Origin of the sequence: Variovorax sp. SPNA7 (genome assembly GCF_033807855.1) — a bacterium.
Taxonomy (GTDB): domain Bacteria; phylum Pseudomonadota; class Gammaproteobacteria; order Burkholderiales; family Burkholderiaceae_C; genus Variovorax; species Variovorax beijingensis.
The window spans coordinates 433,582-456,230 of the sequence record NZ_CP138514.1 but is presented as its reverse complement, the minus strand read 5'-3'; the positions used below and the strand labels follow the sequence as shown (position 1 = coordinate 456,230).

22 protein-coding genes are annotated in these 22,649 nt (G+C 68.9%); 11 read left to right on the top strand and 11 right to left on the bottom strand.

The window, feature by feature from the left end; translation table 11 throughout:
* The first annotated feature begins 141 nt into the window (after positions 1 to 141).
* The 11 genes from RZE77_RS29865 (at position 142) to RZE77_RS29815 (ending at position 11,819) form a co-directional block, all read left to right on the top strand.
* Positions 142 to 1,515: an SLC13 family permease gene (locus RZE77_RS29865; protein WP_319443313.1), complete on the top strand. Its 1,374-nt coding sequence runs from the start codon at positions 142 to 144 to the stop codon at positions 1,513 to 1,515.
* A gap of 42 nt (positions 1,516 to 1,557) precedes the next feature.
* On the top strand, positions 1,558 to 3,240 hold the full coding sequence (gene mdcA, locus RZE77_RS29860; protein ID WP_319443312.1) for a malonate decarboxylase subunit alpha: 1,683 nt from the start codon (positions 1,558 to 1,560) through the stop codon (positions 3,238 to 3,240).
* A 13-nt stretch (positions 3,241 to 3,253) separates the two neighbouring features.
* The gene (gene mdcC, locus RZE77_RS29855; RefSeq protein ID WP_319443311.1) at positions 3,254 to 3,586 is read left to right on the top strand and encodes a malonate decarboxylase acyl carrier protein; all 333 of its coding nucleotides are present in this window, start codon (positions 3,254 to 3,256) and stop codon (positions 3,584 to 3,586) included.
* Positions 3,583 to 4,470: a biotin-independent malonate decarboxylase subunit beta gene (locus RZE77_RS29850; protein ID WP_319443310.1), complete on the top strand. Its 888-nt coding sequence runs from the start codon at positions 3,583 to 3,585 to the stop codon at positions 4,468 to 4,470. Before mdcC ends, RZE77_RS29850 begins: the two co-directional genes overlap by 4 nt.
* Positions 4,471 to 4,484: 14 nt before the next feature.
* Complete coding sequence (gene mdcE / locus RZE77_RS29845) at positions 4,485 to 5,186, top strand: biotin-independent malonate decarboxylase subunit gamma (protein ID WP_319443309.1); 702 nt, start codon at positions 4,485 to 4,487, stop codon at positions 5,184 to 5,186.
* 26 nt (positions 5,187 to 5,212) lie between these two features.
* Positions 5,213 to 5,896 carry a malonate decarboxylase holo-[acyl-carrier-protein] synthase gene (gene mdcG / locus RZE77_RS29840; RefSeq protein WP_319443308.1) on the top strand — a complete coding sequence of 228 codons (684 nt, stop codon included), beginning with the start codon at positions 5,213 to 5,215 and terminating at the stop codon, positions 5,894 to 5,896.
* Positions 5,893 to 6,756, top strand: a complete 864-nt coding sequence (gene mdcB / locus RZE77_RS29835; protein ID WP_319443307.1) for a triphosphoribosyl-dephospho-CoA synthase MdcB — start codon at positions 5,893 to 5,895, stop codon at positions 6,754 to 6,756. The genes mdcG and mdcB overlap by 4 nt, the downstream gene beginning before the upstream one ends.
* The gene (locus RZE77_RS29830; protein WP_319443306.1) at positions 6,753 to 7,661 is read left to right on the top strand and encodes an acyltransferase domain-containing protein; all 909 of its coding nucleotides are present in this window, start codon (positions 6,753 to 6,755) and stop codon (positions 7,659 to 7,661) included. The genes mdcB and RZE77_RS29830 overlap by 4 nt, the downstream gene beginning before the upstream one ends.
* Positions 7,662 to 7,756: 95 nt before the next feature.
* Positions 7,757 to 9,679 carry an acetate--CoA ligase gene (gene acs / locus RZE77_RS29825; RefSeq protein WP_319443440.1) on the top strand — a complete coding sequence of 641 codons (1,923 nt, stop codon included), beginning with the start codon at positions 7,757 to 7,759 and terminating at the stop codon, positions 9,677 to 9,679.
* Positions 9,680 to 9,802: 123 nt separating this feature from the next.
* Positions 9,803 to 10,777: an alpha/beta fold hydrolase gene (locus RZE77_RS29820; protein WP_405547946.1), complete on the top strand. Its 975-nt coding sequence runs from the start codon at positions 9,803 to 9,805 to the stop codon at positions 10,775 to 10,777.
* Between the two features lie 112 nt (positions 10,778 to 10,889).
* On the top strand, positions 10,890 to 11,819 hold the full coding sequence (locus RZE77_RS29815) for an AraC family transcriptional regulator (RefSeq protein ID WP_319443305.1): 930 nt from the start codon (positions 10,890 to 10,892) through the stop codon (positions 11,817 to 11,819).
* Here the strand turns inward: RZE77_RS29815 and RZE77_RS29810 are convergent.
* The 11 genes from RZE77_RS29810 to RZE77_RS29760 all read right to left on the bottom strand — a co-directional run bounded on the left by RZE77_RS29810 (position 11,816) and on the right by RZE77_RS29760 (position 22,645).
* Positions 11,816 to 13,261 carry a catalase gene (locus tag RZE77_RS29810; protein WP_319443304.1) on the bottom strand — a complete coding sequence of 482 codons (1,446 nt, stop codon included), beginning with the start codon at positions 13,259 to 13,261 and terminating at the stop codon, positions 11,816 to 11,818. The two genes, RZE77_RS29815 and RZE77_RS29810, sit on opposite strands and share 4 nt — an antisense overlap.
* Before the next feature lie 160 nt (positions 13,262 to 13,421).
* A complete protein-coding gene (locus RZE77_RS29805) occupies positions 13,422 to 14,021 on the bottom strand; it encodes an AraC family transcriptional regulator (protein ID WP_319443303.1) in 600 nt (199 codons plus the stop codon).
* A 19-nt stretch (positions 14,022 to 14,040) separates the two neighbouring features.
* Entirely contained in the window at positions 14,041 to 14,862 is an 822-nt protein-coding gene (locus RZE77_RS29800; protein ID WP_319443302.1) for an alpha/beta fold hydrolase, read from the bottom strand.
* Between the two features lie 39 nt (positions 14,863 to 14,901).
* The gene (locus tag RZE77_RS29795) at positions 14,902 to 16,503 is read right to left on the bottom strand and encodes an MFS transporter (RefSeq protein ID WP_319443301.1); all 1,602 of its coding nucleotides are present in this window, start codon (positions 16,501 to 16,503) and stop codon (positions 14,902 to 14,904) included.
* Complete coding sequence (locus RZE77_RS29790; protein WP_319443300.1) at positions 16,496 to 16,891, bottom strand: DoxX family protein; 396 nt, start codon at positions 16,889 to 16,891, stop codon at positions 16,496 to 16,498. Before RZE77_RS29790 ends, RZE77_RS29795 begins: the two co-directional genes overlap by 8 nt.
* Positions 16,891 to 18,813, bottom strand: coding sequence for an amidohydrolase (locus RZE77_RS29785; RefSeq protein ID WP_319443438.1), 1,923 nt, complete (start codon positions 18,811 to 18,813; stop codon positions 16,891 to 16,893). Before RZE77_RS29785 ends, RZE77_RS29790 begins: the two co-directional genes overlap by 1 nt.
* Positions 18,814 to 18,884: 71 nt before the next feature.
* Positions 18,885 to 19,160, bottom strand: a complete 276-nt coding sequence (locus tag RZE77_RS29780; RefSeq protein ID WP_319443299.1) for a DUF1427 family protein — start codon at positions 19,158 to 19,160, stop codon at positions 18,885 to 18,887.
* A gap of 17 nt (positions 19,161 to 19,177) precedes the next feature.
* Positions 19,178 to 19,831: a hydrolase gene (locus RZE77_RS29775; RefSeq protein ID WP_319443298.1), complete on the bottom strand. Its 654-nt coding sequence runs from the start codon at positions 19,829 to 19,831 to the stop codon at positions 19,178 to 19,180.
* A gap of 139 nt (positions 19,832 to 19,970) precedes the next feature.
* Positions 19,971 to 20,690: a pirin family protein gene (locus tag RZE77_RS29770; protein ID WP_319443297.1), complete on the bottom strand. Its 720-nt coding sequence runs from the start codon at positions 20,688 to 20,690 to the stop codon at positions 19,971 to 19,973.
* 189 nt (positions 20,691 to 20,879) lie between these two features.
* Complete coding sequence (locus tag RZE77_RS29765) at positions 20,880 to 21,800, bottom strand: AraC family transcriptional regulator (protein ID WP_319443296.1); 921 nt, start codon at positions 21,798 to 21,800, stop codon at positions 20,880 to 20,882.
* A gap of 122 nt (positions 21,801 to 21,922) precedes the next feature.
* Positions 21,923 to 22,645, bottom strand: coding sequence for a VOC family protein (locus RZE77_RS29760; RefSeq protein ID WP_319443295.1), 723 nt, complete (start codon positions 22,643 to 22,645; stop codon positions 21,923 to 21,925).
* Between the last annotated feature and the right edge of the window lie 4 nt (positions 22,646 to 22,649).

The following is a 22,649-nucleotide window of genomic DNA, read 5'->3' as shown; positions in this document are numbered from 1 at the left end:
GTTCGGGTTAACCCTCGATCGTTTCGCAAGGCGTAAGGGTCGGCCACGCCGCTTCATTGATCGCCCCGGAGGGGGTCCGTAACGTACGGACCCAGGCGCACGGTGCATGTGCGCCGCACCTAAAACACCGGAGACGCCTCGATGAGTTCACATTGGATTTCGATCTACGCACTGGTCGGCATGTTCGTGCTGGCCACGGTGCTGCCCATCAACATGGGCGTGATCGCCTTCGTCGGCGCCTTCCTGGTCGGCACGCTGGTGGCCGGCATGAACGCGAAGGCGATCATGGGCGGCTTTCCCGCCGACCTGTTTCTCACGCTGGTGGGCATCACCTACCTGTTCGCGCTGGCGCAGAACAACGGCACCATCGACTGGCTCGTCAGGCTGGCGGTGCGCGCCGTGCGCGGGCGCATTGCCGCCATTCCGTGGATCATGTTCCTGATCGCCGCGCTGCTCACGGCAGTGGGTGCGGTCAGCCCGGCGGCGGTGGCCATCATCGCGCCGATCGCGCTCGGCTTTGCCGCCAAGTACGGCATCAATCCGCTGCTCATGGGGCTCATGGTCGTGCACGGTGCGCAGGGCGGCGGCTTCTCGCCGATCAGCATCTACGGCGGCATCACCAACAAGATCGTCGCCAAGGCCGGCCTGCCGCTCAACGAGATCGCCACCATGCTGGCCAGCCTTGGCGTCAACCTGTCGGTGTCGCTGCTGCTGTTCTTCCTCATGGGCGGCATGAAGCTGATGCGCCAGAGGGCGAATGCCGACGGCAGCGCGCCGGTCGTGCCGCGTGCCTCGCATGGTCAGAGCGGCGCGCAGGTGTATGGCGACGCCGAGGGCGAATCGTTCCCCGAAGAGCGGCGTACCGCGGCGCGGGCCGAGAACTCGCTGATGGAATCGGCGCCCGCCGAAGCCGCGAACGCCGGCTCGCGCGCCTACCAGATCGCAACCGTGGCCGGCCTGCTGGCACTGGCCGTGCTGACGCTGTTCTTCAAGCAGGACATCGGCTTCGTCTCGATCACCATCGGCCTCGTGCTGACGCTGATGGCGCCCAACCTGCAGAAGCGCGCGCTGGGCCAGGTGTCGTGGCCGGAGATCATGCTGATCGTGGGCGTCAGCACCTACGTGGGCGTGATGGACAAGATGGGCACGATCGACTTCGTCGGCCACAGCGTGGCCGGGCTCACCTCGCCCATGGTGGCCGCATTGCTGCTGTGCTTCGTGGGCGCCGTGGTCTCGGCCTTCGCCTCGTCGACCGCCGTGCTCGGTTCGCTGATCCCGCTGGCGGTGCCCTTCCTGCAGGGCGACAGCGGCGTCAGCGCCATCGGCTTCATCGCGGCCATGGCCGTGTCCTCGACCATCGTCGACGTCAGCCCGTTCTCGACCAATGGCGCACTGGTGCTGGCCAATGCCAAGGGCGTGGACCGCGACGTGTTCTTCCGGCAGCTGATGGTGTACGGCGCCATCGTGACGCTGGTGGCTCCCGTGGTGGTGTGGCTGCTCTTCGTGGTGCTCTGAGGCCCTCCCCCGTTCGATCGACCTTCAAACCCCCCTCCTCTCATGACCCCCAGTTCCTGGACCTCCAAGGCCGACGACCGCAATGCCCGGCTCGCGCGCGCGGCCGATGCGCTCGGGACGCGGCTCGCCGGCAAGCGTGTCGAGACCGAAGCCATCGCCACCCTGCTCGAAGCCGTGCTCTCGCCCGGCGACCGGGTCTGCCTCGAAGGCAACAACCAGAAGCAGGCCGACTTCCTGGCGCAGGCGCTGGTGCAGGTCGATCCGCAGCGCATCCACGGCCTTCACATGGTGCAGTCGGTGCTGGCGCTGCCGGAGCATCTGGACGTGTTCGAGAACGGCGTGGCCGCCCGGCTGGACTTCAGCTTCTCGGGGCCGCAGGGCGCGCGGCTGGCCAAGCTGGTGTCGGCCGGGCGCATCGAGATCGGGGCGATCCACACCTACCTCGAACTGTTCGCCCGCTACTTCGTCGACCTGACGCCCAAGGTCGCGCTGGTCGCGGCGCAGGCGGCCGATGCCGAAGGCAACCTGTACACCGGCCCCAACACCGAGGACACGCCGGCCATCGTCGAGGCCACGGCGTTCTCGGGCGGCATCGTGATCGCGCAGGTCAACGAAATGGTCGACGGCAGGACCACCACGCTGCCGCGCATCGACATTCCCGCCGACTGGGTGAGCTTCGTGGTCAAGGCACCACGCCCGAACTTCATCGAACCGCTGTTCACGCGCGACCCGGCGCAGATCAGCGAGGTGCAGATCCTGATGGCGATGATGGCGATCAAGGGCATCTATGCCGAGTACGGCGTGCAGCGCCTGAACCATGGCATCGGCTTCGACACCGCGGCCATCGAGCTGCTGCTGCCGACCTATGCCGAGTCGCTCGGCCTCAAGGGCAAGATCGGCAAGCACTGGGCGCTGAACCCGCACCCGGCGCTGATACCCGCCATCGAGGCGGGCTGGGTCGAGTCGGTGCATTCCTTCGGCTCCGAGCTGGGCATGGAGGACTACATCCGCGCGCGCTCCGACGTGTTCTTCACCGGCCCCGACGGCAGCCTGCGCAGCAACCGCGCGTTCTGCCAGGCGGCGGGCCACTACGCCTGCGACATGTTCATCGGCTCGACCCTGCAGATCGACCTCGACGGCAACAGCTCCACCGCCACGCTGGGCCGCATCGCCGGCTTTGGCGGTGCGCCCAACATGGGCGCCGATGCGCGCGGCCGCCGCCATGCGAGCCCGGCCTGGCTCAAGGCTGGGCGCGAGGCGCGTGCCGGCCGCACCGGCGCAGCCGGCACGCCGCGCGGGCAGAAGCTGGTGGTGCAGATGGTCGAGACCTTCCGCGAGCACATGCAGCCGGCCTTCGTCGACCGGCTCGACGCCTGGACGCTGCAGGAGCAGGCCGGCATGGACCTGCCGCCGATCATGATCTACGGCGACGACGTCTCGCACATCCTCACCGAAGAGGGCATTGCCAACCTGCTGCTGTGCCGCAGCGACGCGGAGCGCGAGCAGGCCATCCGCGGCGTGGCCGGCTATACCGCGGTGGGCCTGGCGCGCGACAAGCGCGCGGTCGAGAACCTGCGCGACCGCGGCGTGATCCGCCGGCCGCAGGACTTGGGGATAGACCCCCGCCAGGCCACGCGCAACCTGCTGGCCGCACGCAGCATGCGCGACCTGGTGCGCGCCTCCGGCGGCTTGTACCAGCCGCCCAAGCGCTTCAGAAACTGGTAGCAGGAGATTCATGATGAGCGACGTTCCCGCAGGGCTCGAAACCCTGGACTTTTCCTTTTCCGGCGGCCGGCCGGCCGGTGCCTTTGCGCCGGTGCTGGTCGGCGTGGTCGGCTCGGGCAACCTCGAGGTGCTGCTCGAGCCCGCCGGCGGCAGTGGCTGCGCCGTGCGTGTCGAGACATCGGCGCGCGGCTTCGGGCCGATCTGGCAGGCCGTGATGAACGACTTCCACGCGCGCCATCCGCTGGCCGGCGTGCGCGTGTCGATCAACGACATGGGCGCCACGCCCGCGGTGGTGAGCCTGCGGCTGGACCAGGCGGTGGCCGAGATCACCGGAGGCCAACCATGATCAGCTATGCCGAATGCTCGGCGCGCGAGCGGCTGGCGCTGCTGCTCGACCCCGGCAGTTTTCACGAATGGCTGCCGCCGAGCGAGCGGGTCATGAGCCCGCACCTGGCACAGCTCGGTGTGCCCTCCGCGTTCGATGACGGCGTGGCGGTGGGCCGCGCGATGCTCGATGGCCGGGAGGTCTTCGCGGCCGCGCAGGAGGGCGCGTTCATGGGCGGCGGCGTGGGCGAGGTGCATGGCGCCAAGCTGGTCGGCCTGCTGCAGCGCGCGCTGCGCGACCGTCCTGCAGCCGTGCTGCTGCTGGCCGAATCGGGCGGCGTGCGTTTGCACGAGGCCAACGCCGGGTTGATCGCGGTATCCGAAGTGATGCGCGCCCTGCTCGACGTGCGCGCCGCCGGCATCCCGGTGCTCGTGCTGATCGGCGGTGCCAACGGCTGCTTCGGCGGCATGGGCATCGTGGCGCGCTGTGCCGACTACATCGTCATGAGCGATGTCGGCCGGCTGGCGATGTCGGGCCCCGAAGTGATCGAGGCCTCCCACGGCGTGGATGAATTCGACTCGCGCGACCGGGCGCTGGTCTGGCGCACGACCGGCGGCAAGCACCGCTGGCTCATTGGCGACTGCGATGCGCTGGTCGAAGACGATGTGGCCGCGTTTCGCGCGGCGGCCATCGCCGCGATCGGGCAATCGAGCCCATTGACCCTGGCGGCGCTGGAACAGGAGCACGCCTTGCTCACCGCACGCCTGCACGCCCTGCCCGCCGACAGCATCGACAGCGCCGGCCACGACGAAGCGGCGCTGCTCTGGAGCGCACTCGGCATTGCCGATGCGCAGCAGGTGCCGGAGCTTTCGGTCGAAGCCGTCCGCGCGCTGCGCACCATCTGAACGAGGAGCATCACATGCAATGGAGTTCCCTGGTCACCCAGCTCTTCGGCCCGTACCACGGCATGCGCGAAGACGGCGATTTCCTGCAGGGCGAAGTCATCTTCGATGGCGAGCCTGTTGCGGTGATCGGCACCACCCACCATGCGCCGATCGGGGTCCGGCTCGCGCTCGCGCAGGCCCGCGTCGTGCTGGACACCATCGCACGGCATCCGGGCCGGCCGATCCTGCTCTTGATCGACACCCAGGGCCAGCAATTGCGCCGGCGCGACGAACTGCTCGGCATCAACCGGGCGATGGCGCACCTGGGCGCCAGCATCGACCTGGCGCGGCGCCGCGGCCACCGCGTGCTCGGCCTGGTGTACGACCAGGCGCTGTCCGGCGGCTTCATCACCTCGGGGTTGATTGCCGATGCCTGCTATGCGCTGCCCGACGCCGAGATTCGCGTGATGCGCATCCCCGCCATGGCGCGCGTGACCAAGCTGCCGGAGGACAGGCTCACTGCCCTGTCGCAGTCCAACCCGGTGTTCGCACCCGGCGTGCAGAACTACGTGGCGATGGGCGGCGTGCGCGCACTCTGGCGCGGCGACCTGCAGGCCTGCCTGCGCGAGGCGCTGGCCCACACGCCGACCGAAGACCGGCGCGCACGCGACGGTGCCGAGCGCGGTGGACGCCAGCTCGCCGCCTCGGTCGTGCAGCGCGTGCTGGACGCTGCGTGAACGCGGGCTGAGTTCGGATGACCGCCATGATTGCGCTGCATCGCCACCAACTCGCCTGGCTCAGCCAGAGCGGATGGGCCGGCGTGCTGGGCCGGCCGTGGGATGCGCAGGCGCGCGACTGCCTCGCGCATTGGGCAATGCATCAGCTGCCGCTGGTCGTGACGCGCCAGCCGGCCCATGCCGGCGCCGAGGGATGGATCGCGCTGGGTTTGCCGGCGCCTGCGTGCTGGGGCCGGCGCCGGCTTGCGCTGCAGGTGCCGCGCGCCGCGGTGCATGGCCTCGGCGAGTTCCCGCGGCTTGCCGACGTGCAGCACCTGCTGCCGCCGCCAGCGCGGGACGCGCTGCGTGAACTGCTCGGCAGGCTCCGCCAATGCCACGCGGCGGCACGCGTGTTCGGCAGCTACGGCTGGCAGGCGATCAGCGGCCTCGACCATGTGCGCGCGGCCTCCGACCTCGACCTGTCGGTCGCGGTCGAGGGCGCGGCCCATGCGGATGCCGTGGTGCGCGCGCTCGGGTCGTTCGAGGCGCTGCAGCCCCGGCTGGACGGCGAGCTCATGTTCGGCGACGGCGCGGCGGTGGCGTGGCGCGAGTGGACCGAATGGCGCGCCGGGCGTGCGCGCGCCGTGATGGTCAAGCGGCTCGACGGCCTGTGCCTGCATCGCGATGCCGCATGGTGCGCTCACACCGGCCCGATGGAGATCGCCGCATGAGGAACTTCGCGCTCCTGCCGGCACCGGATCCGCGCCTGGCACCGGCGGCGATCGGACGCGCGGCCACGCTCTCGCTCTACGACGAACTGTCGCTGTCGCCCAAGCCCGGCCTGGTCACGCTGATCGACTGCGGCAGCCACGACGACATGGACGCACACACCTTCATGCGCAGCCTGTTCTCGCTGCGCCGCTACTTCGTCCGGATCGCCGAGGCCGGCGCTGCAGGCGCGGATTTCGCGGTGCTCGAGCGGCAGGGCATCGCGGCGGAAGCGCGCATGCTGGCCGCCACCGGCGGCGTCAACACGCACCGCGGCGCGATCTTCATGCTCGGCCTGTTGTGCGCCGCGGCCGGTGCCGCGCTGCGGGCGCATGGCGATGCATTGAGCCCGGCGGCACTGCGCGATGCGCTGCGCCGGCACTGGGGCGAGGCACTGGCCAGGCGCAGCCAGCGCCCACCCGTGCTGCCCGGCGGCATCGCTGCACGGCGCCATGGCCTGCGCAGCGCATCCGAAGAGGCGGCGCTGGCGTTTCCGGTGCTGTTCGAGACGGCGCTTCCCGCACTGAGGAAGGCATTGGCCCGGGGCCTCGCGCCCCGCCAGGCCCGGCTCGATACCTTGTTCCACATCATTGCGGTGCTGGACGACAGCAACCTCGCGCACCGCGGCGGCCTTGCCGGTCTGCGCGGCGCCCAACACGCGGCGCAAGGTTTTCTCGATCGGGGAGGGATCGCACGGCCCGAAGGGCTCCAGGAGGCGCAAGCCATTGCAGACGATTTCGTGCGGCAGCGCCTGTCGCCCGGCGGCGCGGCAGACACGCTGGCCGCCGCCTGCTGGCTCCAGCGCGTGTGTCCAGGCCCATGAGCTTCGCATTGCTTTTTTCCGGCCAGGGCACCCAGCATCCCGCGATGCTGCCCTGGCTCGCGGACGACGCACTGGTGCGCAACATGTGTGCGCAACTCGGCGTCGCCGACTGGCGCCTTGCCCTCGCAGACCCGCACTGGGCCGAGCGCAACGACAACGCGCAGACGCTGCTGACGGGCCTTGCCCTGGCGGCGTGGGCACAGCTCGCGCCCAAGGTTCCGCCGCCCGCCGCGGTCGCCGGCTACAGCGTCGGCGAACTGGCGGCCTTCAGCGCGGCCGGCGTGATCGATGCGGACGCGGCTGCAGCACTTGCGCCGCAGCGGGCCAAGGCGATGGACCGCTGCGCCGCCCGTGCGCCCGGTGGCCTGCTGGCGGTGAGCGGTTTGCCCGAGCAGAAGTGGGAGCCATTGCGCATCGATGCGGGGCTCGAACTCGCGATTCGCAACGGCGCCGCCAGCGTGGTCCTCGGCGGCCCGATCGCGGCATTGAACGATGCCGAGCGCATGGCCACGGCAGCCGGTGCGCAGTGCACGCGCCTGCGGGTCAACGTCGCGTCCCACACGCGCTGGATGCGCGAAGCGGCAGAGAGCTTTTCACTGGCGCTGGCGCAGGTGCCGTTTCATGCGCCCCGCGTCGTGCTGTTCAGCAATGCGGGGGACCGCATCCGCGATGCAGGGTCTGCCCGCACGGCATTGGCTGCCCAGATTGCCCAGACGGTTCGCTGGGACGAATGCATGGAAAACATCATGGCGCGGCAGGTGCGCTGCGTGCTGGAGGTGGGGCCGGGCCAGGCGCTCGCGCGCATGTGGAACCAGCGCTATCCCGGCGTTCCCGCGCGCGCCTGCGACGACTTCCGCAGCGCCGCAGCGATTGCCGCCTGGCTGAACAGCCATGTGGATCCGTGAAGCCGGGCAGGCCCCTTGACGCACCGAATCGAACCATCAGGAGATCCATCGTGAGCAGCAACGAAGCAGCAACCCCTCTCATTCCAGCCCCGGACATGAAGGACGCCCATGTGTACGGCATGGACGCCTATGAAAAACTGGTGGCCGAGGCAGAGGCCGACCACAGCGGCTATTGGTCGCGCCTCGCGCGTGAGTTCCTGGGCTGGAGAACGCCGTTCACCCGGGGGCTCGACGACAGCCGGGCGCCCTTCTTCAAGTGGTTCGAGGACGGTACGCTGAACGTATCCTGGAACTGCCTGGACCGCCAGGTCGAGCGCGGCCTGGGCGACAAGGCCGCGATCATCTTCGAAGCCGACGACGGGCAGGTGACGCGGGCCAGCTACCGCGAGCTGCTCGCGCGCACCTGCCGCATGGCCAATGCGCTGAAGGCGCGCGGCGTGAAGAAGGGCGACCGGGTCGTCATCTACATGTCGATGAGCATCGAAGGCGTGGTCGCGATGCAGGCCTGTGCGCGCATCGGCGCCACGCATTCGGTGGTGTTCGGCGGCTTCTCTGCGCAGAGCCTGCGTGACCGCATCCAGGATGCCGGCGCCGTGATGGTCGTCACCGCCGACGAACAGGTGCGCGGCGGCAAGCAGTTGCCGCTCAAGGCCATCGTCGACGAAGCCATCGCGCTGGGAGGCTGCGAGACCGTGAAAGACGTCATCGTCTACCGGCGCACCGGCGGCCCGATCGGCTGGGTGCCGTCGCGCGACCGCTGGCTGCACGAAGAAACGCAAGCCCAGTCCGAGACCTGCGAGCCCGAATGGGTGGGCGCCGAGCATCCGCTGTTCGTGCTCTACACCTCCGGGTCGACCGGCAAGCCGAAGGGCGTGCAGCATTCCAGCGGCGGCTACCTGCTGCATGCGGCGCTGACGACCCAGTGGACCTTCGACCTGAAGCCCGCCGACGTGTTCTGGTGCACCGCCGACATCGGCTGGGTCACGGGCCACACCTACATCGCCTACGGTCCGCTGGCGCTGGGCGCCACCGAAGTGGTGTTCGAGGGCGTGCCCACCTACCCCGACGCGGGCCGCTTCTGGAAGATGATCGAGGACCACAAGGTGAGCGTGTTCTACACCGCGCCCACCGCCATCCGCTCGCTGATCAAGGCGGCCGAAGGCAACGAAGCCGTGCACCCCAGGCGCTACGACCTGTCGAGCCTGCGCATCCTGGGCTCGGTCGGCGAGCCGATCAATCCGGCGGCCTGGGAATGGTTCCACCAGCACGTCGGCGGTGGGCGCTGTCCGATCGTCGACACTTTCTGGCAGACGGAGACCGGCGGCCACATGATCACGCCGCTGCCTGGCGCCACGCCGCTGGTGCCGGGCTCCTGCACCCTGCCCTTCCCCGGCATCGCGGCGGCCATCGTCGACGAAACCGGCGCCGACGTGCCGAACGGCCAGGGCGGCATCCTCGTGGTGAAGAAGCCCTGGCCGAGCATGATCCGCACGATCTGGGGCGACCCGGAACGCTTCAAGGCGAGCTACTACCCGCCGGAACTCAGGGGCTTCTACCTCGCGGGCGACGGCGCCATCCGCGATGCGAAGACCGGCTATTTCACGATCACCGGCCGCATCGACGATGTGCTCAATGTCTCGGGCCACCGCATGGGCACGATGGAGATCGAATCGGCGCTGGTGTCGTGCACCGCGCTCGTGGCCGAGGCCGCGGTGGTCGGCCGCCCCGACGACACCACCGGCGAGGCGATCTGCGCCTTCGTCGTGCTGAAGCGCGCACGCCCCACTGGAGACGAGGCGAAGAAGATCGCGAACGAGCTGCGAAACTGGGTCGCGAAAGAGATCGGCCCGATCGCCAAGCCCAAGGACATCCGCTTTGGCGACAACCTGCCCAAGACGCGCAGCGGCAAGATCATGCGCCGCCTGCTGCGCTCCGTGGCCAAGGGCGAGCCGATCACGCAGGACACGTCGACGCTGGAGAACCCGGCCATCCTGGAGCAACTGTCGGAGCGGAACTGAGGGGCGTGGGCATTCCTGCGAACAAACAGACAACTGAGTGTTAGATCGTTCAAGCCAGTTCGATCGGTGATGCGTAGGCTCGTCTGCGGCCTCCAGACCCTTCCAATCACCTCTTGAACGAACATGGCACTTGAACCAGACCCCCTCGGCACCCCCTCTTCCGTTCCTTCGCGACGGCAACTGCTCGCCACCGGCGCCGGCCTGGCCGCGGGCGCGGGAATGCCGTTCGCGGCAAGCGCCGCGTCCCCGCTTCCGAGCGGAAAAGGAACAGCCTCCAGGAACACCATCACGACCAGGGACGGCACCCAGATCTACTACAAGGACTGGGGCAGCGGACAGCCCATCGTCTTCTCGCACGGCTGGCCGCTGAGCGCGGACGACTGGGACGGCCAGATGCTGTTCTTCCTGCGCCAGGGCTTTCGTGTCATCGCGCATGACCGGCGCGGGCACGGGCGCTCGAGCCAGGGCGCGGCCGGCCACGACATGGACCACTATGCCGACGACCTGGCCGCGCTCACCGAAGCGCTCGACCTGCGCAAGGCCATCCACGTCGGCCACTCCACGGGCGGCGGCGAGGTGGCGCGCTACATCAGCCGGCACGGCAGCAAGCGGGTCGCCAAGGCCGTGCTGATCAGCGCGGTGCCCCCGCTGATGCTGAAGACCGCGGCCAATCCCAACGGCGTGCCCATCGAGGTGCTGGACGGCATTCGCGCGGCGGTGGCCAGCAACCGGCCGCAGTTCTTCAAGGACTTCACGCTGCCGTTCTACGGCTTCAACCGTCCCGGCGCGAAGATCTCGGAAGGCATCCGCGAGCACTGGTGGCAGCAGGGCATGATGGGTTCCATCCAGGCGCACTACGACGGCATCAAGGCATTCTCGGAGACCGACTTCACCGAGGACCTGAAGAAGATGGACGTGCCGACGCTGGTGATGCACGGCGACGACGACCAGGTCGTGCCGATCGGGATCTCGAGCGAGATGACCGCGAAGATCATCAGGAACGCGACCTTGAAGGTCTACCCGGGACTGCCGCACGGCATGTGCGCAACCCATGCCGACCTCATCAATCCCGACCTGCTCGCGTTCTTCAAGAGCTGAGGCCGCCGGCTGAAACCGCAGGAGGCCGTCAGCGCCTCCTGCCGCAGCGCTCGACTCGGTGCAGAATCTCCAGCAAGGCACTCAGGCCTTCCATCGCAAACAAGACAGCACCATGCCCCCGTCGATCCAGGAAGCTTCCTCATCGCAGCGCCTCGATCCCGCCCCGAAGGACACCCTGGGCTGCACGGCCCATCATCTTCAACGGGACCAGGGCCTGCGCGCGGACGGGATCGCGATCCATCGCAAGACGATGGACGTGCCCCAGCTCCATCACGTGGAGACGGAGGCGAGCGCGCGCGGCGTGCTGCTCGGAATCTCGCTGCGCGATGGCCACAGCCGGCGCATTCTCGACGGGCCCCGCGCCTCCAGCCACGATTTCGACAAGGGCTCCATCTACATCCGCAGTTTTTCGGACCGCTACCGCGCGGACATCCGGCGCCCGTTCGATTTCGTGCTGCTCGAGATCTCGCACGCGAGCCTCGAGCGGGCCATCGACGAAAAGGGCGGAAAGCGCGTCGGCAGCCTCGCCCGCGTGGCGGGCGTCCGGGACGAGGTGCTGCTCAACCTGGCGGCGGCCCTGACGCCGGCGCTGGAACACCCTGCCGGCGCGAGCAGGCTGTTCGTCGACCAGCTGAGCGTCGCCATGACGAGCTACCTCGTCGAAAGATACGGCGGCGCAGCCGCGACGGCGCCCAGGACCCACCGGCTCCTGTCGCGCGCGCACGAGGTGCGCGCCAAGGAGATGCTGCGCAGCAGGATCGACGGCAGCATCTCGATCACCGAGATCGCCGATGCGTGCGGCCTGTCGCGCAGCTATTTCATCCACGCCTTCCGCGAGACCACCGGGTACACGCCGCATCAATGGTTGATTGCGCAGCGGCTGGAGCAGGCTCGTGCGCTGCTCATCGACTTCGACATGCCGCTGGCGGACGTTGCGGCGGCCTGCGGCTTTGCCGATCAAAGCCACTTCACCCGCGTTTTCTCCCAGCATTCCGGCGCCCCGCCGGGCACCTGGCGGCGCAGGATGCGGGTCGGAAGCTAGAGGCCGAGCCGGTCTGCAACGCCCTCGCCCAGCGCGTGGTCGACGAGCCGGAAGTGCGCAATCTGGCGCCGCTGGATCGCCTCGGGCACCCCGGCCATCGATCTTGCGATGTTCTCGTGCAGCCGGTGCCTGTGGCCGTCGTCCATGCGGCGGTACAGGGCGGCGGCCTGCGCATGGTCCCCGAGCCCCTGGCGATCGTCGAAGCGCATGGCGTCGCCGTCCAGCGGCAGCGGCGGCTCGACAAGCGTGCGGTCCGGGCGCGGTCCTCCGAACGAGTTGGGCTCATAGTAGGCGTCGGTGCGGGCCGGAACGTCCAGGCGCATCGCGCCGTCCGCGTGATAGGTGTGCACCGGCGACTTCGGCCGGTTCACGGGCAGGGCCTCGTGGTGCGTCCCCACGCGGTAGCGCTGTGCGTCGGCATAGGCCAGCAGCCGCCCCTGCAGCAGCTTGTCGGGCGAGAAGCAGATGCCGGGCACGATGTTGGCCGGATTGAAGGTGGCCTGCTCGACCTGCGCAAAGTAGTTGTCGGGGTTCGTGTCGAGCTCGAGAACGCCGACCTCGACGAGCGGAAACTCCCGCCGCGGCCAGACCTTGGTCGCGTCGAAGGGGTTGAACGGCAACTGCGCCGCCTGAGCCTCGTCCATCACCTGGATCTGCAGCGACCAGCGCGGAAGCTCCCCCCGCTCGATCGCGTCGAACAGGTCGCGCTGTGCGCTTTCGCGGTCGTCGGCGATCAGCTCGCGGGCTTCCCCATTTGTCAGGCACCGGATGCCCTGCAGCGTGCGCAGATGGAACTTGACCCAGACCCGCTCGCCGACCGCGTTGACCAGCCCGAAGGCATGCGCGCCATAGCCGTGCATGTGCCGAAAGCCTGCCGGCAGGCCGCGGTCGGAGAACAGCATCACGATCTGGTGCAGGCTCTCGGGCGACAGTGACCAGAAGTCCCAGATCGCTGTTGGCGAGCGCACATGCCTGACCGGATGCCGCTTCAGCGCCCGTACCAGGTCGGGAAATTTCTGCGGATCGCGGATACAGGCGACCGGCAGGTGGCTGCCGACCAGGTCCCAGTTGCCTTCCTCGGTGTACGCCTTGATGGCGAAGCCGCGCAGGTCGCGCTCCGCGTCCGCGCAGCCCTGCTCGCCCGTCAGCCCCGAGAAGCGGACCAGCACGGGCGTGCGCTGCCCCGGCTGGAGCACCTGTGCGCGCGTGTGGCGCGAGATGTCGCCCGTGATGCGCAGCGTGCCGAAGGCGGCCGCGCCCTTGGCATGCAGTACGCGTTCCGGAATGCGTTCGCGCGCCAGGTAGGCCAACTTCTCGCTCATCTGGTAGTCCTGCCGCAGGATCGGCCCGCGCGGGCCCGCGGTGATCGAGTGCTGGCTGTCCGCGACGGGCGCGCCGCCCGCGGTGGTCAGGGTCGGGGGTCTGCTGTGGGGGTGGGTCATGGAATTCTTGATGCGGGATGTCTCGACGGGATGTGTACCGCGCCGATGCGCCCGTGTCTTGAACAAGAGTCGCCCGCCTTGAAGGCCCCCGGGGGCGCACGAATGTGCAACGCAGCCGCCAGGCCGCCTCAGAGGCCCCCGGGCCGCGCGGAGGGGTTGCTCAATGCATGCACCGCGAATGCCGCGGGGCTTGGGACGCGGCCGCATCGCCGCGGGCCGTGTTTCCGAAGCGATGGACCAGGTGCGCGCAGATCGCGATCGCCAGGTGCTCGCTCGTCGCCGAACTCGCGCGCTGCGGCCCCTCGAGCAAGGTCAGCACCGCCGCGCCCAGGTTTCCCATCACGGGATCGACCAGCCCCGGCGTGCAGGCGAGGCCGCTCACGCGCGCCAGCCCCGCCGCATCGGTCACGGCGTCCACCAGCGCGCGCGGCACGTAGAAGTGAAGGGCATCCAGCGGACTGCCCAGGTAGCTCGCCACCTCGTCGCGCAGGTCGACGATGCTGATCGCCCCGGGCACGTAGCCGCGCACCACCGAAGGCCGGCCCCGTACCCAGAGCTCGTGGTGGCTCACGCCGGCCAGGTGCAGGGTCACGGCAAAGGCATCCTGCGGCGGGATCTCCTGCTTCATGCCCAGCTGGTCGGGCAGGCAGGTGATGCGCGTGGCGACGAACGGCGTCTTCGGCGCGGGCAGCATGACGAGGGCGGGCGCGGAAGGCAGCTCGAAGTACCGCCCCAGGAGATCGCCGTAAGCGCCTTGCATGCCCGCGTCCGCCGGACGGTCAGCCCTGGATGAACGCCAGCAGGTCGGCGTTCACCTGGTCCTTGTGCGTGGTGCAGGTGGCATGCGGTGCGCCGGCGTAGACCTTGAGCTGGCTGCCCTTGATCATCTCGGCCGCGAGCTTGCCGGTGGCCTCGATGGGCACCACCTGGTCGTCGTCGCCGTGGATCACGAGCGTGGGCACGTCGATCTTCGCCATGTCGGGGCGGAAGTCGGTTTCGGAGAACGCGGTCACGCAGTCGATGGTGGCCTTGGCCGAGGCCTGCAGCGCGATCTGCAGCGTCTGCTTGAAGATGCCCTGCGACACCTTCGCGCCGGGGCGGTTGGTGCCGTAGAAGAGCGTGCTGAAGTCGTCCAGGAACTGCGGGCGGTCGGCGGCCAGGCCTGCGCGGATGCCGGCGAACACCGACGCATCGGGCCCCACGGGATGGTCGGGCGTCTTCATGAACAGCGGCGTCACGGCGCTGATGAGCGCGAGCTTCGCCACGCGTGCGCTGCCCTTGCGCGCGATGTAGCGCGCCACGTCGCCGCCGCCCATCGAGAAGCCCACCAGGGTCACGTCCTTCAGGTCGAGCTTCTCGATCAGCTCGGCGATGTCGTCGGCGAAGGTGTCGTAGTCGTAGCCGGTCCACGGCTGGCTGGAGCGGCCGAAGCCGCGGCGGTCGAAGGCGATCGTGCGGTAGCCGCGTTCGGCGAAGAACAGCATCTGGGCGTCCCACATGTCGGCGCTCAGCGGCCAGCCGTGGCTGAAGAGAATGGGCTGGCCCGAGCCCCAGTCCTTGTAGTAGAGCTCGGTGCCGTCGCGCAGTGTCAGTGTGGTCATGGTTTTTCCAGGTTGATGAAAAGTAAGAGAAGAAGGAAATCAGAGCGACAGGAAGTGGTGCACCTCGGGCTTGCCGGGACCGATGTGAAAGCGCGTGGCCTCGCCCTGCAGGTCGGCATCGGCATGCGACACGCGGTGGTGCTGGCGCAGATGCTCGGCCCAGGACTCGACCAGGAACCACTCCATCACGCGCTCCGGGTCGCCGGTGTGCTCGGTCACGCCCCAGGCGTAGGCACCGTCGCGCCGGCGCTCGAGCGACAGCCGCTTCATCGCATCGAGAAACGCCGGGCGGTCTTCCTTGCGGATGCGGTACTCGACCTGCACCATCACGGGGCCGCGGTCGTGCGCGACAGGCTCGGCGACCAGCGGCTCGGGCCAGTGGTTCGAGGGCTGCAGGTCCGACTCGCCGGTGGGCAGGCGCGCGCGGTGGAACAGCAGGGCCATGACGGCCAGGCCGGCGGCGCCCGCCACCAGCGTGTAGGGCACGCCGATCTCCTGCGCGACCAGGCCCCAGCCCAGGCTGCCGGCTGCCATCGCGCCGTTGAACACGGTCAGGTAGACCGCCAGCCCTCGGCCGCGCACCCAGTTTGGCAGGATCGATTGCGCCACGCCGTTGAGCGTGGTGAGCGCAATGATCCAGCCCAGGCCCAGCACCAGCAGCAACAGCACCGCGAGCCACTGCGGCGGCGCGAAGACCAGGCTGCCCATCACGCCGGCGGTGAGCAGCGAGGCCAGCAGCAGCATGCCGTCGGCATCGAGCCGCGCGCGCAGCCGCGGCATCACCAGCGCGCCGCCGATGGCGCCCGCACCCACGGCGCCCAGCAGGATGCCGTAGAAGCCGGCGCTGCCGCCGAGCATCTGGCGCGCCACCAGCGGCAGCAGCGCCCAGACCGAGCTCGCGAACACAAAGAACACCGCCGCGCGCAGCAGCACGCGGTGCAGCTCGCGGCTGGCGCGCGTGTAGCGCAGGCCCGCGCGGAAGGCGCCCAGGAAGTTCTCGGACAGGCCGCTGTCGGTGGCCGCCGGGCGCTTCCACCACAGCAGCGCCGCGATCACGAACATATAGCTGAGCACGTCGATGCCGTAGGTGACGGCGGCGCCGAAGCTCGCGAGGATCAGCCCGCCTGCGGCCGGCCCGATGGAGCGCGCGATGTTGATGCCCAGCGAGTTCAGCGCCACCGCGTTCTTGAGATCGGCGCGCGGCACCAGCTCGGGCACGATCGACTGCCAGGTCGGCCCCATCAGCGCGGCGCCGATGCCGCCGACGAAGGTCAGCGCGATCAGGTACTCGACGGTGAGCGCGCCGGCGTGCGAGAGCAGCAGCAGCGCGCCGCTCACGGCCGCCAGCACCAGCTGCACGAAGATCAGGAAGCGCCGCCGGTCGAGGATGTCGGACAGCACCCCGGCCGGGATCGCGAGCAGGAAGATCGGCAGCGTGGCCGCGGTCTGGATCAGCGCCACCGCCGTGGGGCTGGCCGACAGGTCGGTCACCAGCCAGGAGCTCGCCACGTCGCGCATGAAGCTGCCGATGTTGCCGAGCACGGTGGCCGCCCACAGCACGGCAAAGACCGGCTGGCGCAAGGGCGCGAAGGCGCCGGGCGGTGCAGGAGCGGCAGCGGCGCCTTGGGTTGAATCAGACATGGGCACGCTCTTTCAGGTCGAGCCAGGCGACGAGCAGAAAGCCGCCGACCAGGCCCAGGTGCTCGAAGAAGGAATTGGCGGCCATGAAGCGCTGGGGCTGCGGCAATTCCCAGAAGCGCAGCGCCACGAAGCTTGCCATCAGGGTGAAGCCCGCGAGCGCCAGCGCGCCGAGCCAGCGATGGAAGCCCGTGAGGATGAGCGCGGCGGCGCCGAGCTCCAGCACGATCACCGCCGCGGCCAGCGGCCCCGCGGGCGACAGGCCGAAGTGGTTCATCTCGGCGATGGCCGCGTTGAAGTCCATGGCCTTGTTGAGCCCGCCCTGCAGGTAGGCCGCGCACAGCAGCAGCAAGGCGAGCCAGCGCACGGCGGGTGAAATGGTCCAGCGCATCACACCGCCCAGCAGGCGCAGCCGAGCGCGCCCCAGAAGCTCTTGAGGTCGGCGATCGGCAGCTTGCTGCTCCAGGCCGTCGCGTGCTGGTGGCCGTGCACGTTGCAGTCGTTGGCGCAGGCGCAGGACATGGCCGCGTGGCGCATCGCCTTTTGCAGCGGCGCGCCCTCGGCATCGCCCCAGCCGGCGTAGCCGCCGAAGCGGCGCACCGGCGACCAGTCGGGCATGGCCGGCGGCGGCGCGCCTTCGTCGTGCGCGGCGAACGGGCCGGCGCCGTAGACCACCTTGCCGCCGACCATGGTCAGGAGCGCCGTGGTGTCGGCAATCTCCGATTCCGGGCAGGCGAAGAAGTCGCGGTCGGGCACCACGAGGTCGGCGAGCATGCCCTCTTCGATGCGGCCCTTCTTGCCGACCTCGTTCGAGAACCAGGTCACGTTCTCGGTCCACATGCGCAGCGCGGCCTCGCGGTCCAGGCAGTTGCGCTGCGGGTAGAGCTGCATGCCGCCCACCGTCTTGCCCGTGACCAGCCACGAGAGCGACACCCATGGGTTGTACGAGGCGACGCGCGTCGCATCGGTGCCGGCCGACACCTTCACGCCCTTCTCGAGCATGCGCTTGACCGGCGGCGTGGCCTCGGCCGCGCCGGCGCCGTAGCGCTCGACGAAGTATTCGCCCTGGTAGGCCATGCGGTGCTGCACCGCGATGCCGCCGCCCAGCGCGGCGATGCGGTCGATCGATTTCTCGGAGATGGTTTCGCAATGGTCGAAGAACCAGTTCAGGCCCGCGAGCGGCGTATCGCGGTTCACCTTCTCGAACACGCCGAGCGCGCGATCGATGGTCTCGTCGTAGGTGGCATGCAGGCGCCACGGCCACTTGTTCTGCACCAGCACGCGCACCACTTCTTCGAGATCGCCTTCCATCTCGGGCGCCATGTCGGGGCGCGGCTGGCGGAAGTCCTCGAAGTCGGCGGCCGAGAACACCAACATCTCGCCCGCGCCGTTGTGGCGAAAGTAGTCGTCGCCCTGCTTGTACTTCGAGGTGGCGGTCCAGTGGAGGAAGTCCTCCTTCTCCTGCCTGGGCTTCTGCGTGAACAGGTTGTAGGCCAGGCGGATGGTGAGCTGGCCGGCATCGGCCAGCTGCTGGATCACCTGGTAGTCCTCGGGAAAATTCTGGAAGCCGCCGCCCGCGTCGATGGCGCCGGTCACGCCCAGGCGGTTGAGCTCGCGCATGAAGTGGCGCGTGGAATTGAGCTGGTATTCGAAGGGCAGCTTCGGGCCCTTGGCCAAGGTCGCATAGAGGATCGATGCATTCGGCTTGGCCAGCAGCAGGCCGGTCGGGTTGCCGGCCGCGTCGCGCACGATCTCTCCGCCGGGGGGCGCGGGCGTGTCCTTGGTGTAGCCGACGGCGCGCAGCGCGGCGCCGTTGAGCAGCGCACGGTCGTACAGGTGCAGCAGGAACACCGGCGTGTCGGGCGCCACCGCGTTGAGCTCCTCGATGGTCGGCAGGCGCTTTTCGGCGAACTGGTGCTCGGTGAAGCCGCCCACCACGCGCACCCATTGCGGCGCGGGAGTGATCGCGACCTGGCGCTTCAGCATCGCCATGGCGTCGGCCAGGCTCCTCACGCCGTCCCAGCGCAGTTCGAGGTTGAAGTTGAGGCCGCCGCGGATGATGTGCAGGTGGTTGTCGATGAGGCCCGGCAGCACGCGCTTGCCGTGCAGGTCGATGACCCGGGTGCTGCCGTCCGCCAGCGGCAGGATGTCCTGCGCGCGGCCCACGCGGGTGAAGCGGCCGTCCTTGATGGCCACGGCGTCGGCCGCTGGATTGGCGCGGTCCAGCGTGGTGAAGCGGCCGTTGTGCAGGATCAGGTGAGGGGCGGTGGTGCCTGCCATGTCGGGTGTCCTTGAGGGGTTGGGTTGGGCCATTGCCGTACCGGCAAGAGCGGCGCCGAGCGTGCCGAGGCAGAGGCGCCGGCGCTGCTCGTCGAATGAATCGCTCATGCCTTCTTTCCGGCCGCGGCGCCGGCCTCGCCCTTGGCGCACTGCGGCAGTTCGCCGAACACATGCGGCTTGACCTGGTGCTGCAGCCATGAAGTGGCAGCCGCCTGGGGTTTGATCACGCTCTTGATGAGCGGCGGGATCTGCTCGCCGAGCAGGATCCCGAGCAGCCCCACGAGGGCGATGACCGGCGGTGCCGGCGAACGCACCTGGAACAGTGCGTAGATCACACCGACCAGCAGGCCGAGCGCGAGCGACAGGACGTAGGGCTTCATCTTGTTCACCGCGGCGGTCAGCCTTCGTGCGCGCCGAACATGGTCTTGGCGTAGGTCACGCCCAGGCCGTAGGCGCCGCCCACCTTCCTGGCGATGCCGGTGGTCAGCTCGTAGGTGTCCGTGCGGGCCCAGTCGCGCTGCAGCTCGAGCAGGTACTGCAGCGAGGTCATCGGCTGCGCGCCGGCCTGCACCATGCGGTCCATCGCGCGGTTGTGCGCCTCGGCAGAGACGTCGCCGCAGGCATCGGCGATCACATAGACCTCGAAGCCCTGGTCGATGGCCGACAGCGCCGGGCCCACGATGCACACGCCGGTCCACAGGCCCGCGAGCACGATGCGCTTCTTTCCGATCTCGTTCACACGCTCGATCACGGCCGCGTCTTCCCAGGTGTTCATCGAGGTGCGGTCGAGCATCTTCTGGCCCGGGAAGGCGTCGGTGATCTCGCTGAACATCGGGCCCGAGAAGCTCTTCTCGGCCACCGTGGTCAGGATGGTCGGCACCTTGAAGCCGGCCGCGGCCTGCGCCACCAGCGCGGCGTTGTTGCGCAGGTTCACCGCATCGATCGAGTGCGTGGCAAAGGCCATCTGCGACTGGAAGTCGATCATCACCAGCGTGTGGTCGGTGGGGGTGAGCAGCTTGGCGCCGGCGGTGGGGGTGGCTTGGATGGACATGGGACTCTCCGTGAGTTGGTGATGAAAAATTGGTCTTGCGTTGCCATGCATCGTCGTTTCGGCGCCGATGCATGTCTTGTCGATTAGTGAGGCCGTTTGGACATTTGCCGTCCGCGCCGGCCAAAGGCGCACAGGGTTGTCAGAAGGAAGGCAACTCGTTCGGCCGCAGGTCGAACACCAGCACCTCGGCGCCCTTGCCGCGCGCCAGGTCGATGCGGTCTTCCTGGCGCACGCGCGCGCCGTCGCCCTCTCCCAGGCGCTGGCCGTTGACTTCGACGCTGCCGCGCGCCACATGCACATAGGCATGGCGATTCGCTCCAAGCACCAGCGATGCGGCTTCGTCGCCGTCGAACAGGCCCGCGTAGACGCGGGCGTCCTGATGCACGGCGAGCGAGCCGTCGCTGCCTTCGGGCGAAATGATCAGCCGCAGCCGGCCGCGCTTTTCTTCCGGCGCGAAATGCACCTGCTGATAGCGGGGCGCGACGCCCTTGGCATTCGGCGTGATCCAGATCTGCAGGAAGTGCAGCGGATCGGCGGCCGACGAATTGAACTCGCTGTGGCGCACGCCGGTGCCCGCGCTCATCATCTGCACGTCGCCGGGGCGGATGACGGAGCCCGTGCCCATCGAGTCCTTGTGCTCGAGCGCACCCTCGAGCACGTACGAGAAGATCTCCATGTCGCGGTGCGGGTGGGTGCCGAAGCCGCGGCCCGGATGCACGCGGTCGTCGTTGATCACCAACAGATCCGAGAAGCCTTCCTGCGCCGGGTCGTGGTAATGGCCGAAGGAAAAAGTGTGGCGAGACTTCAGCCAGCCGAAGTCCGCGAGTCCACGGTCGTCGGCATTGCGAATTTCCAACATGATTCAAGCCTTTCTGATTCGATGAATTCGATTGAACTCAAAACAGGTCTCGAAGGAAATCTCCGAGCTAGGGCTGAATCTTCTTCGCTCAACGAGGGTCTGTTGGCGAAACTTTTTGGCGGCAATGATCGAAGTTTTCGATCATTATTCTTGGCGCGGCTGCGGGGTGTTTTTGCAGCGGCAGGGGCTTCAGTCGGCCCGGCTGCGGCGCCAGCGTGCCGGCGAGGTGCCCGTGCGGGCGGAGAACACGCGGGTCAGGTGGCTCTGGTCGGCAAAACCGCAAGCCACCGCCACCTGCGCGATCGAGAGCGCGGGGTCCTGCAGCAGGCGCTGCGCCGCTTCGATGCGCTGGCCCACGAGCCAGGCATGCGGCGTCTGCCCGGTGGTCTGCTTGAAGGCCTTGCTGAAGTGGCTGCGCGACAGCGCGCACTCGCGCGCCGCATCGGCCAGCGATACGTCACCCGCAAGGTGCTGCATCAGGAAAGCCTTCGCGCGGCGCTCCTGCCAGGGCGCAAGCCCGCGCGTCCGTGCAGGCGCGGTGCTGCCCACATCGCCGTAGGCATGGACCACATGCGCCTTCAAGGCCAGCGCCACATGGTCCACGAACAGCCGGCTCGCCTCTTGCGGATGCATCAGCACGGGCAGCATCGCGCGGCCCAGGCTGGCGATCACGGGGTCCACCGTGCCGGCATCGCAGCGCAGCCCGTTGACGCGGCGGGGCATTTCCATTTCTTCGGCGAACGCATCGAGCGTGGCGCGCGACAGGTGGAAGAACATCGAGTGGAACGGGCTGCTCACATACGCCGACGCGCGCTGCGACAGGTCGGCGATGTGGAAGGCGCCTTCCCGCTGCAGGCCCAGCTGGCGTGAAGCGCCGTCCCGGACGATGCGCCGGCTGCCGCCCGGATTGATTTCCACGCTGAGCAGGAAGGCGTCTTCGGCCGGCAGGGGCGCCAGCACGAACAGGTGCGGCAACTCATAGTGCATGCGCGCAACGCCCAGTTCGCACCCCCGGCGCGTCCTGCTCACGAGCGACTGCACCGCGTCCACGCCGTACTGCATGGCCAGGCGTTGGCCAAGCTGGCAGTCGGAAGCAGGAGTGTTCGGCATGTGGGAGTGCGACAGGCGGCGCTGGCAGGCGGTTGGGCAAAAGCTGCATGGTAGCTTCAGCCAAGGTCCGGATCTGTTGACGCCGTCGCGGTAAACATGAGGGCCTCACGGGCCAACACTGCCTACCGGACGTGAATCGCAACCCCGTGCGTGAGCGCCGGGTCGAACCGCAAGCCCTCGCGGGGCGCATCGACCGACAACGTGATCGCGCCCGGCCCTTCGCCGCGCGCCCTGTCCTGCCCCGCATGCAGTGCAATCTCGCAGCCTTGCAGCCGCACGACGCCGGCCTCCACGGCGTCGGGGCCCAGCAGCATACGGTAGCGCGCCAGGCTGGCCGCCACGTCCCGCACCATCACCTGGACGGCGGCGATGCCTGTTGCGCCGTTGGGATGGCGTCGGACCTCGCCTTCCGGCACCCGAAGCGGCCTTGGCGTGATGTCGGCGCACAGGAACGGCAGGTCATGGCGCTGTTGCCGCGCCGAGCTCCACGCGATGCGCTGGCCATCGGGCCGATTCCGCGCGCCGGGCACGGCCGTGAGTTCGACCAGGCCGCGTTCGCGCGCATCGGCCGTGGCCGCATCGATGTCGCGCGGCAGCAGCGCGAAGTCGACCAGGCCCTCGCCCGCCGCCTCCAGCACGCGCCACCAGCGCTCTTCGGGTGAAGGGGCGGAATATGCGATCAGTTCCAGATAGCTGCCGTCCGCGAACACGATCAGCGCATTGGCGGTGTTGCGTCCCGGATGCTTGCCGCCCGCGGCCACGGTGAAGCCGGCGCGCCGGTAGTCGGCCATCGCCTGCTCCAGCGAGGCCACCACGATCACCACATGGTCCAGCGCCATGGCCATGGTT

What these genes read in the sequence shown, in the direction of transcription:
- RZE77_RS29805 (WP_319443303.1), bottom strand. Translation starts at nt 14,021, where the DNA reads ATGCAAGGCGCTTACGGCGATCTCCTGGGGCGGTACTTCGAGCTGCCT.
- RZE77_RS29830 (WP_319443306.1), top strand. Translation starts at nt 6,753, where the DNA reads ATGAGCTTCGCATTGCTTTTTTCCGGCCAGGGCACCCAGCATCCCGCG.
- mdcG (WP_319443308.1), top strand. Translation starts at nt 5,213, where the DNA reads ATGATTGCGCTGCATCGCCACCAACTCGCCTGGCTCAGCCAGAGCGGA.
- RZE77_RS29780 (WP_319443299.1), bottom strand. Translation starts at nt 19,160, where the DNA reads ATGAAGCCCTACGTCCTGTCGCTCGCGCTCGGCCTGCTGGTCGGTGTG.
- acs (WP_319443440.1), top strand. Translation starts at nt 7,757, where the DNA reads ATGAAGGACGCCCATGTGTACGGCATGGACGCCTATGAAAAACTGGTG.
- RZE77_RS29770 (WP_319443297.1), bottom strand. Translation starts at nt 20,690, where the DNA reads ATGTTGGAAATTCGCAATGCCGACGACCGTGGACTCGCGGACTTCGGC.
- mdcB (WP_319443307.1), top strand. Translation starts at nt 5,893, where the DNA reads ATGAGGAACTTCGCGCTCCTGCCGGCACCGGATCCGCGCCTGGCACCG.
- RZE77_RS29815 (WP_319443305.1), top strand. Translation starts at nt 10,890, where the DNA reads ATGCCCCCGTCGATCCAGGAAGCTTCCTCATCGCAGCGCCTCGATCCC.
- RZE77_RS29765 (WP_319443296.1), bottom strand. Translation starts at nt 21,800, where the DNA reads ATGCCGAACACTCCTGCTTCCGACTGCCAGCTTGGCCAACGCCTGGCC.
- RZE77_RS29785 (WP_319443438.1), bottom strand. Translation starts at nt 18,813, where the DNA reads ATGGCCCAACCCAACCCCTCAAGGACACCCGACATGGCAGGCACCACC.
- mdcE (WP_319443309.1), top strand. Translation starts at nt 4,485, where the DNA reads ATGCAATGGAGTTCCCTGGTCACCCAGCTCTTCGGCCCGTACCACGGC.
- mdcA (WP_319443312.1), top strand. Translation starts at nt 1,558, where the DNA reads ATGACCCCCAGTTCCTGGACCTCCAAGGCCGACGACCGCAATGCCCGG.
- RZE77_RS29790 (WP_319443300.1), bottom strand. Translation starts at nt 16,891, where the DNA reads ATGCGCTGGACCATTTCACCCGCCGTGCGCTGGCTCGCCTTGCTGCTG.
- RZE77_RS29800 (WP_319443302.1), bottom strand. Translation starts at nt 14,862, where the DNA reads ATGACCACACTGACACTGCGCGACGGCACCGAGCTCTACTACAAGGAC.
- RZE77_RS29820 (WP_405547946.1), top strand. Translation starts at nt 9,803, where the DNA reads ATGGCACTTGAACCAGACCCCCTCGGCACCCCCTCTTCCGTTCCTTCG.
- RZE77_RS29775 (WP_319443298.1), bottom strand. Translation starts at nt 19,831, where the DNA reads ATGTCCATCCAAGCCACCCCCACCGCCGGCGCCAAGCTGCTCACCCCC.
- RZE77_RS29795 (WP_319443301.1), bottom strand. Translation starts at nt 16,503, where the DNA reads ATGTCTGATTCAACCCAAGGCGCCGCTGCCGCTCCTGCACCGCCCGGC.
- RZE77_RS29865 (WP_319443313.1), top strand. Translation starts at nt 142, where the DNA reads ATGAGTTCACATTGGATTTCGATCTACGCACTGGTCGGCATGTTCGTG.
- RZE77_RS29810 (WP_319443304.1), bottom strand. Translation starts at nt 13,261, where the DNA reads ATGACCCACCCCCACAGCAGACCCCCGACCCTGACCACCGCGGGCGGC.
- mdcC (WP_319443311.1), top strand. Translation starts at nt 3,254, where the DNA reads ATGAGCGACGTTCCCGCAGGGCTCGAAACCCTGGACTTTTCCTTTTCC.
- RZE77_RS29760 (WP_319443295.1), bottom strand. Translation starts at nt 22,645, where the DNA reads ATGGCCATGGCGCTGGACCATGTGGTGATCGTGGTGGCCTCGCTGGAG.
- RZE77_RS29850 (WP_319443310.1), top strand. Translation starts at nt 3,583, where the DNA reads ATGATCAGCTATGCCGAATGCTCGGCGCGCGAGCGGCTGGCGCTGCTG.